Source organism: Acinetobacter sp. YH1901134, assembly GCF_013416965.1.
In the GTDB taxonomy this organism is placed as follows: Bacteria; Pseudomonadota; Gammaproteobacteria; order Pseudomonadales; family Moraxellaceae; genus Acinetobacter; species Acinetobacter amyesii.
Map to the genome: position 1 here is coordinate 232,764 of NZ_VPEW01000004.1, position 13,566 is coordinate 246,329.

The following is a 13,566-nucleotide window of genomic DNA, read 5'->3' on the forward strand; positions in this document are numbered from 1 at the left end:
AGTAAAAAATTAGGTAGAAGCAAGCAAATTATGCGCCAATATCGTAGACGGCTAAATAACTTTTCATATCAATGACCATTGCCTTTTTTTAAAATATTGAATGGTTGCCCTGAATCATCTGCAATGATTGAAATTTGCCAAATTTCATCTATTTCTGGAAAATTCTGATGCAGTTGATCAATGAAATAGTAATAACCTGGTGTATTTTCCGTAATATAAATGATTGTATTTGAACACAATATATAGAGTTGAATCTCATCAATGGTTCCAATATTTTGGCGTACGACATCTATACTTTGAATATCTTTCCATAATATAGTTTTAGTGCTTAGTTCAGGCCCAGTTATAGTGTATGTGAAACCATCATTAAAATATTCAAAATCACCTTTATCCTGTCTTAGAATTTCAAATTCGTTTGTTTTATTTTTTATATCTTGTTTTAAATCAATTGAATCTACAAACCAAATATGAGGATGACAAATTATTGCATTCCAAATAATAAAAATACAAAGTGTAAAAAACCATATATTAGCTGTAATTACTATCGTAAGCACTGCCAATATAAATAAGATAAAACCCAAATTTAGGTTTAAAAATAATATAGTTGAAGTTCTTATTGGTAGTTGTACTTTCATTGGCAACTGCTTGAATAAAATATTACCATCATTCAATTTTTCGTTATATTTAAAGTAAAAACAAATTGCCAGTATTAAGAATGACATTAAACTAATGAATGTAAAATGTTTTTCCCATATTTGCCAATTAGATAAAAAATATATAAAAATGACCATAAATATTGAAATTGAACAATACATCGTAAGTAAGGAATTTAAAAAAATATGCATTCTCATTGTTTGTTTAATCTAGTAATTTTTTAATGGTATAACTATACTTAATTATTGATAAATTTAAAGCGTCATGATCAAATATTCTTTGTAAAATCAACACACCTAACTCTGAAAATTAATTTATATTCATAAGTCACTTTCACTCAGTTCCAAATAAAAGATTCAAACAATAAGATTGGCTAGTAATTGATTAATCCATGCTTTGGAGAAAACAAAAGATTTTGATTAGGCCCACTTCATATCCAAGTAAGTTACTTAATTTTTACTGACTTATGGTGGTCTGCCTTAAGAATCTTTATGCAATAGAGCCATAAACGAGCAAAACTATACAAAATATTAAAAAAAATATTTACTCATAATTTTTAAATTTTACTCTTCACTCAACAATGCAATATATTGAAAATAAATAAATTACAAAAATATAGATAAACCTAATATAATATTCATAAACTTCACTTTCTTTTTTTATCTTCCCGATCAACAAATAACTCCCATTATAAATTAGATCAACAAAAATAATAAAAAAAACTACTGCACCAATAAAACTCCAGAAACCTATCCCAAAAAAGTAATACTTTATTAAAAAAATCAAAAACTCAATAATAAAAAAAATAGCTATAATTAGCCTTTTATAATCGTGATAAACTCTAATTACAAATTTATCCATTATTATTCCTTTTTAAACTATCGATCCATCTCATTACGAACTGCATCATTACTTTACTTCTTCAGTAGACATCAATTATTTAATACACATCACGGCGGTAAAGACCTGCTTTACGCAGAGTATGCAGTTGTTCAATGCCTAGTATCTCTTGCAAAGTTGCATCTACTGCTTTGGCCATATTCAAACTGCCGCAGATATAGAGACATGCCCCTTGCTCTAGCCAATCAATCAATTCAACTTTTTTCACAACTAGGACATCTTGCACATACTTTTCAGCAAATCCATCACGAGAAAATACCCGATCGATTTCTGCAATTTTACCTTGGTTTTGTAATTCATGCAGTTCATCAGCAAAAATTGCATCGAAAGCTTGTTGACGTTCACCATAAATTAACCAGTTTTGATAGTGCTCTGTTGCGACACGTTGCTTAAGATGTGAAAGCAAACCCGCCATTCCTGAGCCATTGCCAATCATAATTGCCGACTTAACGCCCTCTGCTAAGTGAAAATTTGGATTCGCGCGAATATAGGCATGAATACATTGTCCAAGTTTTAAATCGTGCGTTAATAAGCCAGAACCTAAACCTAGTTCATCGCCATGCTGCTCTTGACGTACGACGAGCTCTAAATCTTTTTAATTAAATAGAGTTTGATAATTTCACGCTTATACTAAACGACTGAATAAAGACTATAATAAAAATTAAAAATTCATTCGCCATTTGCGAAATCTTCGAGCAATCATGTCCAAAAATCTTGCAACGCTGATTGGATTCAGTGCAATCTTACAATGGTCTTCTATTGTTGGTTTACTTAAGAAAATTAGTTTCAGTATTGGCCCTGATCTTGCAGTGCTCTTTATGTATACATTGAGTGCAATTATTCTATTGCTCTTATTTAAAATTCCAAACCTTAAACTGGTTCCGCGCCAATTTTTGATATACGCCACTATTCTATTTGTGATTTATGAGTTGTGTTTTTCGTATGCCATTGCTTTGGCTCAAACTGCTCAACAAGCGATTGAAATCAGTTTAGTCAATTATTTATGGCCGAGTCTGACAATTGCCGCGTTAATCTTATTTAAAGAATTAAAGTTTAACTTTTTCGTAATCATTGGTTTAGCCATTTGTTTGGGTGGCATCATTTTGATCCAAACTGGTAACGGAAGTTTTAACTGGTCTACAGTCTTTACGAACATTCAGTCCAATCCATTAAGCTATTTTCTTGCTTTTATGGGCGCGAGTTTATGGTCATTCTACTGTGTGATTACCCGTAAATACAGTCATGGACATAACCCTATTTCATTCTTTTTCGTCGTGATCACCATTGTGCTATGGCTAAAAATGTTGATATTTCACGGTATCCCGCGAATGCCTGCCGTAGACTTACATACCGGTAAGTATATGTTAATCGTGTCCATCGTGACCGCTTTGGGTTATGCAGCGTGGAATGTAGGTATTATAAAAGGCAATATTACGATATTGGTGACCTTATCTTATTTTAGTCCGATTTTTTCTTCATTAATTTCAATGTTTATTTTACAGACACCACTGAGTTTAAGTTTTTGGCATGGTGCCATTTTAGTGACATTCGGTTCGCTGGTATGTTGGATTTCAACCAGTTGGCCACAAATAAAAGCCAAATTAATGCAATTGCGCCATGAATAATATGAAGTAGTCACTTGGCTCATTTATCTTAAACTGAATAACAAAACCGCGATTAGGCACAGCATATGAAGTAACTGTGTTGGTGCAAAATATAGAAAATATTTCCAACCACCTGTGAGAAATGCATTCACACATTTTGAAATTGCATGGGCTGATAATCCAATCACCACAGCATAAACCAATGTTAAATTGTCGATATTACCTTGCATCACCACGGTTGCCATAGCTGCATGGACTTCAAAGAGTGATGCTAATAATGTCCCTAAAATTAAGCCTTTATCACCTAAAGCGAGATTTAATCCATAAACAAGTGCTTGGATCAAAGTAAGCGTGATGGCAATGATTGCCGCCTGTTTTAAGCTAAACATTCGACTATCAGTATTTTCTAACGGCACTGTTTCATTCGCCTCTACACGAAGCATTTCAGGTTCTGACTCTTTATTATGCTGAACTTGAGATGAGCCATAAATCAGATATAACGCAGTAAGGACTAATATCAAGATGCCGACGATACTTGGTATAACTAATATTTTAAACCAAACAAAACTCACCCCAAGGACAATGATCAAAAGTTGAACCAATGTCGCAACACATGAAAAAAGTCCTGCCCCTGCATTACTTTTGGCACTGGCTTTTCCTGCTCGCACTTCCATGCCTAAGCTTGCGATTGTTGCTGTGCTCGACACAAAACCTGATGCCAAGGCCGATAAGATAATCGCTTTATCAGAAGATAGAAGCCGCTTGGCGATGTGCGCTAATGACTGCACCACCAAGATCAATATCAGTAATTTTAAAATCACATAGGGATTTAATACAGAACCCCAATAGGCCTGATTCGGCGTTAAAGGTAAGGCAATTAGGATCAATGCCAGTAAAAATACACCATCTCTTAACTCATAGTCTTTGATCCAATGCGCTGCAAAATGATGTAAGCCTTTTTTTCCAACTAATATGAGGGTCAGCACCACAGCCAAACACGCAGCCAGTGGAATATTAAATACACAAGCTGCGCCGATTAAATAGGTTATAACAAAAGCAAGTTCTGTGGTTGTGCCAATATCTTGTTTTTGCTGGCTTAATCCATAATAGCTAAACATACTGACGACAATTGCACCGATCACACCAACAGCTAAATGGATTAAAAAACACAATGCTCCAAACAGCGCACAAATGGTAAATGAGCGTAAACCGGCAAAGCTCTGTTCACTGTCCAAATTGTTGTTACGTTGACGCTCCAAACCGATGAGCAATCCACAGCCTAAAGCCGAAGCTAAAATCGTTAACAATGCTGGGAAGGATAATGTTTGTATGAGTATTTCCAAATTTAAGCCCTCCCATCAATACATTGTTTATTTTGGCAATATAAATAAAAAATAATTAAAATAAATTTAACGCTAAAATTAGAAAAATAAATATATAAATTGAACAACTTGAGCATTTTCAATCATGTTCAAAGTTTAATCATCTTTTAAATCATAAACAATTCCATGATAAATATCTTAGTAAACATTAATTTTTCTCATCTTTGGATTGAAAAACGTATTCAATCCAATTCAGATTCGACCTATAGCTGCTTTTGCTTTATTGGCTGTTTCTAAACATACTAAGCCCAAATCACCATAATCGCCGCAATCACCACAAGAGCTAATCCCCAATGATCGGTTCTTGCGAGTTTTTCCTTAAAGAAATATGCAGAGATTAAGAGGCTAAATAAGATTTCGATTTGACCTAGGGTTTTAACAATCGCAACCGTTTGCATGCTCATAGCAGTAAACCAGCCCAAGGACGCTAGAAAGCTACAGACACTAACGCGAAAGGTCAGACCGACTCTCTCCCACATGGCAATGAGCGTTTTGCGGCTAAATAGACTGAGGTACAGCAGCATAATCACACATTGAAAGCCAATTACACTCAACAGTACCCACGCCGCACGATGCAAAGTCGGTAAATCACTTAGCTCTAAACTGGCTTCACGAACCAATAAAGAGGTAATGGCAAAACTTAATCCACTCCCTACACCGATGCATAAAGTTGGCAAAGATAACTTTTGTCGTTGAGAACCTTTGCTTAAAAGAAAAACGGCTATACCACCAACCAAAACACCAATCCAACCAAATAAACTTAAATGTTCACTTAAGAAAATCACCCCCACTATGGCCGCAAAGATGGCTTCACTTTTCGCTAAACCGACGCCGATGGCATAATTCTTTTGTTTGAAAAGTAAGACCATTAAAATCGTCGCTAAAATTTGACTTAGTCCTGCAATCATCACATAGATCCAAAACATAGGTGTAAATGTGGTCACCTGAGTCACAGGCTGTTGTTGGTACAGCACAAATAAATAAATGCAGGCAAATGGGAGCCCAAAAATAAACCGTGCAAGGGTGACACCATACACATCAACAGTGGTACTGAGTTGTTTTTGAAATGCATTGCGCCATGACTGCATAAAAGCAGCCATTAAAGTGAATAAGATCCAAACTGGAAACATAAGAAAGGTGGTTTAACGGTGGATGCCTCATCAATTTACGCTTTTATTGAATTGAATGCGACCCAACACGGCTAGATTATTCATTGAACTTGGTTATGGATTCGTTGAAAAAAATTTATTTAAAAACCTCATATTAAGCATATGGTATTTATCAAAATTTAAGTTTTTATAAAAAAACGCAAAGGCATGTTACCTTTGCGTTTTGCTCCTTACCAACATTTAGTTAGTGACTTATATTAAGTTAGCTTTCTAGTAATACAGCACCAAATTGCTCACGTAGATCTTTTTTCAGCATTTTACCTGTTCCACTCAATGGAATAGCATCCACGAAAATCACTTTATCTGGCACCTGCCATTTAGCGACTTTATCTGCATAATAATCCAAAATTTCTGTATCAGATAAATCGACATCTGGCTTTTTAATTGCAATCAATACAGGACGCTCATCCCATTTTGGATGGGTTGCTGCAATCACTGCCGCCATTGCAATTTTAGGATGTCCCATAGCTAAATTTTCTAACTCAACAGAAGAAATCCATTCACCGCCAGATTTGATCAAATCTTTTGAACGGTCACTAATTTTTAAGAAACCATCCTCATTCAGGGTTGCAATATCCCCTGTATCAAACCAACCATCTGAGGTTAATGCAGACTCTGTTTTGCCAAAGTAATTGCCAATAATCCAATGCCCTTGGATCTGCAAATTACCCGTCGTTTCTCCATCACGTGCAACTTCGTGTGTACCGTTTTCTTCATCGGTAATACGTAAATCAACTCCAAATGGCGGACGACCTTGTGATAATCGTACTTGTAATTGTTCTTCTTCAGATAATAACAAATGTTTGGCTTTAAATTGGTTTGAAGAACCTAATGGACTGGTTTCGGTCATTCCCCAAGCATGAATCGTTTCACAGTTAAATTGTTCTTTAAATACTTTTAACATCGCAGGTGGGCAAGCAGATCCACCAACTACATTACGCACTAAACTCTGGAGCTGACTACCCGCTTGCTGCGCAGCATTAATTAAACCTTGCCAAATCGTTGGAACGCCCAATGCAACAGATACTTTATAGTCATCAATCATTTGCGTTAGGCTCGCACCATCTAAACCTGGGCCTGGCAGCACTAAAGTACATCCCACCATTGCCGCAGCGTATGGCGTACCCCATGCATTGACATGGAACATCGGTACAACGGGCATCATAATATCTCGCGCTGAGATATTTAATGAATCCGGCATACAAATCGCATAACTGTGTAAGACTGTTGAACGATGGCTATACAACACGCCTTTTGGATTGCCTGTGGTACCCGAGGTATAACATAAAGAACTAGCCGATAATTCATCTAATTCTGGCCATGTATAGTCTGCAGATTGTCCCGCGATAAGTTCATCATAAAATTTAACATCTGGCACCGCTTCGACAATTGCTGCATCCGGTGCATCTAAACAAATAAAATGTTCAACAGATTTTAATAGTGGTTTTACTGCTTTGATTAAAGGCAAAAAGGTTTTATCAAATAACATCACGCGGTCAGCGGCATCATTGATGATAAAAATTAATTGTTCTGGAAATAAACGCGGATTAATGGTGTGACATACATAACCACTACCTGAAATAGCGTACCAAGATTCTAAGTGACGATGGTTATTCCAAGCGATGGTCGCAACACGATCTCCTAAATTTAAACCGAGTGAAGCAAGAACATTAGCAAATCGTTTTGAATTTTTATGGACATCCCCCCAAGTGGTTTTCGTAATCGTCGTGTCTGTATTTTTTGAAATTACTAAACTATCCGCATGATAGCGACCTGCATGTTCAATCATGCTACTAATCAAAAGCGGTTTAAACATCATATTACCAAGCATTCTTTGCTCCCACATTCATCCATATTGAGTTGTTGTTTTTCCGCACTGTCCTGCAGATTTTTTAAAACTTTGCACCATGTCAAAAGTGATTATTCTTCATCGGCAAGGTTGAAAGCAGTAGATATGAAACGCATATCCAAAACTGATTCTTATGTTTTAACCTTAATTGATTTTAGAATCCACTGTTTTATTGCTCAAAATATGAATGCTTTAGTGGTATAAAATGCAAAAATTAAAGCTTTAGCCCTATTCAAAATATAGTCTTATTTAGTTATAACACTGCTGCTTTAAAAAATGTCGTTTTCAGTTATCAAATAATTGACTGAGTCAATTAGCATAAAAAAACCCAGTCTAGATACACTGGGTTCATTCATAGTATTAGCCGTTGTAGTTAAGTTAACATAGTTACAGTACTTCAAACTCAATACGACGGTTTTTCTTACGACCTTCAGGCGTAGCATTGTCTGCTACAGGCTTATTTGATCCCATCCCTTCAGTACTTAAATTCGCCGCCGCAATATTTTTTGAAATCAGGTAGTTTTTAACCGCATTAGCACGATCTTGGCTTAAACTTAAGTTTTTCTCAGGATTGCCCGAACTGTCTGTGTGACCAATAATTCGTACTTTTTTCCCACCGACGCGGTTCAGTGCGACAACCATTTCATCTAAGATCTGTACCCCAGATGGCGCTAAAATAGCACTGCCCGATTCAAATTCAATAATACGATTACGTAAAGCCGCATCAATAATGGCTTGTTCAGCCTGATTGACAGAAAGCTGTGCATTGAAACGAAAAGGTGCTGTGACCAAAGACTGAAACTTGGTGGTCGTGGGTTGGATATCATTTTGATTTGACATCTTGCCACTTAAATCGACTTGCGTTCCGCGTACAGAGAGTTTCCCCTGTTTTACTTTTTTTAGGTCATCATTAATCATTTGGCTTACGCTATTACCCCAACCATTAGGTGCTGTAACCGCTCGAACCTGAATTTTATCAACCACATTTGCCTGACCATAGGTCAAATAGGCTTTATTTAATATTTCTTGCTTGGTTGCTTCATTCGGTACAGCACCTTCAATCACAATAGGCTCTGCCCAAAGCAAAGTCGAACAACCTAAAATGCATACACTCGCAATAAATTTGGGCAACATTGGTAAGATTCTTTGCATCATTATTCTTCTATAAAAGTCTGTCTAAAAAGTTTAATGCCATGAATAAGGCTGATCTGACGCTCACTCAAAGACTGTTCCAAAACGGCTAAGCCTGCATTTTGTTCAAGATAAGGATCAATCCAACTGGCATCGATCAGGGAAACCCAATGATCACTTTGCATATTTTGGGTAAAAACATCACTGAGTGCAGTAATATCAGCACCTTGAAAACCAAACAGTAAAACAGGTGAATCACTGTGTAGGATGCCAATGAGTAACTCAGCATCTTGGTTTTCGACAAAACGACTAATTAAATTGACCCAAAAAGCCGCAATTTCATAGCAGTAACTAATATTATTGATTGGTAAGATCAGCACTTTATTCAACCGAGACGTACCCTGATGAATAATCGGTTGTAGCAGCAAACCGAGACCAATCATGCTTTGCGCCAACTGATAAGGCGTAAAATTCAATAAACGTGCAAATGAATGCAACGTATGATGCTCATAAAAAGAAGAGGTTTCTTCTGTCCCGAACACTTGAATTTCGTTATTCAGTTTGCCTAATTTATCGAGCAAAATATCGGGATCGCGAATAGAACGCATCACTCGGTTACGCTGATATAAGTCAATTAAGGTTTGTTTATAACGATAAGGTGCATACAAAATATTATCGAAAGGATCATCGATTTCTAGCAGATGAGCGAGCACCATTGGAAATTGACGCTTTGAACTGTCTTCACTACTAATCAAATTGGCAACCAAAAAACGCTTATCTTTTGGACTGGCAATAAAGAAATCTAATGAAGGCAGTGAGTTATACGCTGCATTAAAATTGTCTGAACGCATAGCGAACTCAAGCGCCTCCGTGATCCACTGATCGATTAACTGAATCAGTGAATATTGTTCACGGCTCTTTAAGAAGTCACCACGAGCTGGACATTTTCCATAATACAGCGGTGTCGTTCTCACTTCATACATCGTCACACTCCTTGTTCTTTTGCACGAATGCCACCGCTCTCATTTTTAAATTCATCATCATGGTGTTGCTGTTCCTTGTACAACACTCATCGGTGAAGTCGCTGGCGCTACAGGCGCTTGTCCTGCAGGCATCGTTTGCGCTGCGACGACACGAACACCTTTATTCGTCACCACTTGATCAACAAGAGTCATACCTGAATAGCCTGAACCTGTAGTTGGGCCAGATGCGTTACCACTAATTAAACGGAAATTCACTTTAACAAACACTTTTGGATTTTGTTTGCTACGCCACACCATTTCAAATGAATTACCATTTTGTGTACGCTGAGCGCCTTCAACCAATCGGTTAATACCATATTCACCCGGCTCATCAAAAATCGTATGCATTTGACCTTCCAAGTCAATTGCAGTAATACGTGCACCCGGAATTGCCCCTTTATTTGGCCAAACGAAGTTCACCCATTGCTGAACACCGTTTTCATACACCATACGCTGACCATCAATATCAATGGTATATGAAAGCAACTGTGTATTTTCTAATGGGAAGAACTGGAAGTTCGATTGATTGGTTGCCGCAGGTGCTGCTTGACTCAATTCCCCTGTAGCAACGCCATTACTTGGCGCAACATAGCGTTGGAAGTTCGCTACAAATTGTGGATTTAAACCAATGCCCAAATCTTTCCATGTTTTCGTGGTTAAGGTATAGCCTCGACGAATCACCAATGGATCTAAATATTCTTTTACAAAGCGAGCGATACTTCCGTTTTCACCAAAAATTTGGCTAATTTCATTACTGGTCGCTTGTAAAGTAGCATTGCTATTAAATGGATATTTAGGTGCAAGATTGGTTGTAAATGGTTGATACGCTTGCATTGCCCATAACTTATTAATTTCGTTTTGAGCTGGGATCAGTAATACTTCAAATGACTGGGTCACCGGCTGCATAAAGAGCTTTTGAATCAACTGCTGGTCTAATTCATTCAGACCCACAGACATTTTTTCATCCACAAATTTTTGCGTGCTATTGAAGACAGAGCTTTGATCATTGATGGTTTGTTTCACCAATGTCATGCTTGCAGGTCCCATATCACCGCCACTCTTCAAATCATTGAACTTACTACGTACTTGACTCAAAGACAGCATGTATTCATCTAAAATAGATTTGTTTTGCTGATCATCACGCTTACGAACTAGTTGATAGAACACATCAAACTCTTTTGCAATAACACCTTGACCGGCTTTAGAAGCAACTTGCTGTGCCTGCTGCGCATCATCACGGCTGAGGACTTTACGTTTAAACCACGCAATAAAACCTTTCTGAGGCGCAGCCAGTTCTGCTTGAACAATTGGATTATCCCAACTGGTTTCTTTCGCAATACGGTCCACCACTTTACGAATTGGCGAATTCTCAGGTTCACCTAAAATATCGATAAAACGTGACTGCTGAGCGACATCTGCGCCTTTGCCATAATGCACAGCATTTAAGAATTTACGCCATTCAGCGATATATTCCTGCTTATAAAGTTCGGTTAACTGTTTACTGATCTGATCTGGACTACCACTAAACGTTAGATCATCAGAACGATTGGTATTGAGTACCCAGTCTTGGGTATCCGTCGGATTATTCGCAGCTTGGTTAATCGCATCTTTTACATAATCATTCCAAGCTTGGTAAGTAAAGATACCCGGCAAGGCATAACTACCCAACATGCTGTTTTGACCTGTTTCACCTAAAATTTGCTTAACTGTCACTGCTGGGAAACGTACTGAACCACGCATTTTAATTTCATTATAAACGCGGTCACGTGCAGGAATACCCATGGTAACAGCTGTTAATAATTGACGTGTTTGATCAACCAATAAAGGATCAGATTCCATTTGCGGGAAAGCAGGATCAGCGGCTAAAGTCATTGCATAAGATAAAACTTGTTCAGCTTTTTGAATCATTTCCCCGCGTGGCATTTGACCACGATTTGAATCTAACCATGAACGCCAGAAACGAGTAACTTGATCACTCAAATGGCTCGATTCCATATATTTATGATTGCTCATCATCAAATACGCCTTCAGTGCATTATATGCATCCTGAGGGTTAGTATCCGATGGTTCTAAATAGGGTTGATTTGATTTCACAGTTTGAGTGATTTGCACATTGACGTGATTTTCTTTCAACGTCGCTTCATTGGCTTTGACACGTTGTAAGTACTGCGCCATATTTTGTTGAGATGGTGCCAATACAATTTGTTGAATACCACGTAAATACTCAACTTTGAGTTTTTCACGGATTTTATTCCCTTGGTATAAACCAAAACTATATTTCAATGGACGATCTTCATCAAAATGATCGAGCTGCTGTAAATGTCCTTGTAATATCAGCAATGCATCCAATTGAGTCGAAAGCTCACTTCCGCTACGGCTTTCCATTTGCACAACTTTGTCTAAGTCAGCTTGAACTTCCGCCACGAGTTGTTGGTTATTACGATACGACCAAACCCATAACCCAAGCACCACAGCAACCAATAACAATGCAGCAATAAATGCCATAAAGCGCTGACGTTTACGTGCAGGATTGATATGTTGTTTAACTAGATTTTTATCTTTTAAAATGACGGTTGAAAAGAGTCCTTTTAAGAAATAACCATGGTCTTGCGAAACAGAATTCGTAGGAATGCCAAACTCACTATCCGTACTTTTCACCAAATGAAAATCTTCAGCGATTTGCTCCGTCATTGGACTTTCAATCACACCTTCTTGCAACGCACTGGTGAAATAGAACCCACGGAATACCGGTTTAAACTGATAAGGGTTGTCTTGAAACAACGTACCAATAAAAGTTTTTAACACTGGCTTTAAACTTTTAAACTCAAGTGGAAATGTCATTACACTTGGAGAAATATTTTGCGAATGACGACGACTCAAGTGCGTAGTACTGACGCTCTTCAAACCATCGTATAAAATTGAATAATGCTTTTCGAACATCTCAACGGCATGCTCAGATGAGTCTGGATCATAAGGCAGTGTTGCACCCCAAACTTGATCAAATTCATCCTTATCATAACAATCAAAAAATTCAGTAAAGCCGGCAATCAAATCCATTTTTGAAAAAACGATATACACTGGCGCAAAAATTTCTAAACGTTCCGTCAAATCCTGTATACGTGCGCGTAAGTTTTTGGCTAATTTGATTGATTTTTCAGGACTTTGACTAACAAGCTCCGCCACAGAAACAATCACGATTAAACCGTTAATTGGTGCTTTAGAACGGTTTTTCTTGAGAATATTTAAGAAACCTAACCATTCTGAATGGTCTTCGGCATAAACTGAATATCGACCTGCGGTATCGAGTAACACACCATCTGTAGAGAAAAACCAATCACAGTTACGAGTACCACTTAGACCTGCCGACACCATTTTCTGATGGGTTTCTTCAAATGGAAATCTAAGACCAGAATTATAAATCGCTGAACTTTTACCCGCTGCTGGGTTACCAATCACCATGTACCAAGGTAATTCATATAGGGCTGCATTACCCTTTTTGTCGCCGAGTTTTGATTTACGGATAAGTTGAATCGAGTCTTTCATTTGCTGATTGATCAGCGCAAGTTCTTCTTTATTCTTTTGTTTGCCGTATTCAGCTTCATTATCTTTGGCAATCGCCTCAGCTAGCTCTTCGCCTTGCTGTTTATGACGATAATGCTGCACTACTTCATAAATACCCCACAGAATTAATCCGAGAATATAAACAGCAACCACAATGTAAAAAGTCTTTTGTGGAATCGAATTATGCATAGCCACAATGGCCACAAAAAATGACAAAGCCACCATCGCTTTAGGATTGGTGACGTACTGCCAAACATAACCGAGGATCGTATAAAATAGTGTGTTCACAATGTT

The 13,566-nt window shown here is 37.5% G+C and carries 9 protein-coding genes; 1 reads left to right on the forward strand and 8 read right to left on the reverse strand.

What is annotated here, in order from left to right; genetic code table 11:
• Positions 1 to 68 precede the first annotated feature (68 nt).
• Together FTV50_RS04975 and FTV50_RS04980 are read right to left on the reverse strand one after the other, a co-directional pair.
• Positions 69 to 635, reverse strand: coding sequence for a hypothetical protein (locus tag FTV50_RS04975; protein ID WP_180023720.1), 567 nt, complete (start codon positions 633 to 635; stop codon positions 69 to 71).
• A gap of 959 nt (positions 636 to 1,594) precedes the next feature.
• Positions 1,595 to 1,990 carry a hypothetical protein gene (locus FTV50_RS04980; RefSeq protein WP_180023721.1) on the reverse strand — a complete coding sequence of 132 codons (396 nt, stop codon included), beginning with the start codon at positions 1,988 to 1,990 and terminating at the stop codon, positions 1,595 to 1,597.
• Between the two features lie 265 nt (positions 1,991 to 2,255).
• Here FTV50_RS04980 and yddG point away from each other — a divergent pair, with 265 nt between their 5' ends.
• Positions 2,256 to 3,179, forward strand: coding sequence for an aromatic amino acid DMT transporter YddG (yddG, locus tag FTV50_RS04985; protein WP_180023722.1), 924 nt, complete (start codon positions 2,256 to 2,258; stop codon positions 3,177 to 3,179).
• A gap of 23 nt (positions 3,180 to 3,202) precedes the next feature.
• On the opposite strand, the gene FTV50_RS04990 is transcribed toward yddG, so the two are convergent.
• From FTV50_RS04990 to tssM, 6 genes are all read right to left on the reverse strand, one after another.
• Positions 3,203 to 4,501, reverse strand: a complete 1,299-nt coding sequence (locus tag FTV50_RS04990) for an MgtC/SapB family protein (protein ID WP_180023723.1) — start codon at positions 4,499 to 4,501, stop codon at positions 3,203 to 3,205.
• Positions 4,502 to 4,782: 281 nt separating this feature from the next.
• Positions 4,783 to 5,670, reverse strand: coding sequence for a DMT family transporter (locus FTV50_RS04995; protein ID WP_180023724.1), 888 nt, complete (start codon positions 5,668 to 5,670; stop codon positions 4,783 to 4,785).
• A 241-nt stretch (positions 5,671 to 5,911) separates the two neighbouring features.
• Entirely contained in the window at positions 5,912 to 7,540 is a 1,629-nt protein-coding gene (locus FTV50_RS05000) for a long-chain-fatty-acid--CoA ligase (RefSeq protein ID WP_180023725.1), read from the reverse strand.
• Positions 7,541 to 7,945: 405 nt separating this feature from the next.
• Complete coding sequence (locus tag FTV50_RS05005; protein ID WP_249679969.1) at positions 7,946 to 8,692, reverse strand: OmpA family protein; 747 nt, start codon at positions 8,690 to 8,692, stop codon at positions 7,946 to 7,948.
• 20 nt (positions 8,693 to 8,712) lie between these two features.
• Complete coding sequence (gene tagF, locus FTV50_RS05010; RefSeq protein ID WP_078190765.1) at positions 8,713 to 9,672, reverse strand: type VI secretion system-associated protein TagF; 960 nt, start codon at positions 9,670 to 9,672, stop codon at positions 8,713 to 8,715.
• A gap of 57 nt (positions 9,673 to 9,729) precedes the next feature.
• Positions 9,730 to 13,560: a type VI secretion system membrane subunit TssM gene (gene tssM, locus FTV50_RS05015; RefSeq protein ID WP_180023727.1), complete on the reverse strand. Its 3,831-nt coding sequence runs from the start codon at positions 13,558 to 13,560 to the stop codon at positions 9,730 to 9,732.
• Between the last annotated feature and the right edge of the window lie 6 nt (positions 13,561 to 13,566).

Bases quoted from the DNA above. Each gene is read 5' to 3' on its own strand.
- FTV50_RS04975 (WP_180023720.1), bottom strand. From the start codon at position 635: ATGAAAGTACAACTACCAATAAGAACTTCAACTATATTATTTTTAAAC.
- FTV50_RS04980 (WP_180023721.1), bottom strand. From the start codon at position 1,990: ATGATTGGCAATGGCTCAGGAATGGCGGGTTTGCTTTCACATCTTAAG.
- yddG (WP_180023722.1), top strand. From the start codon at position 2,256: ATGTCCAAAAATCTTGCAACGCTGATTGGATTCAGTGCAATCTTACAA.
- FTV50_RS04995 (WP_180023724.1), bottom strand. From the start codon at position 5,670: ATGTTTCCAGTTTGGATCTTATTCACTTTAATGGCTGCTTTTATGCAG.
- FTV50_RS05000 (WP_180023725.1), bottom strand. From the start codon at position 7,540: ATGCTTGGTAATATGATGTTTAAACCGCTTTTGATTAGTAGCATGATT.
- FTV50_RS05005 (WP_249679969.1), bottom strand. From the start codon at position 8,692: ATGTTGCCCAAATTTATTGCGAGTGTATGCATTTTAGGTTGTTCGACT.
- tagF (WP_078190765.1), bottom strand. From the start codon at position 9,672: ATGTATGAAGTGAGAACGACACCGCTGTATTATGGAAAATGTCCAGCT.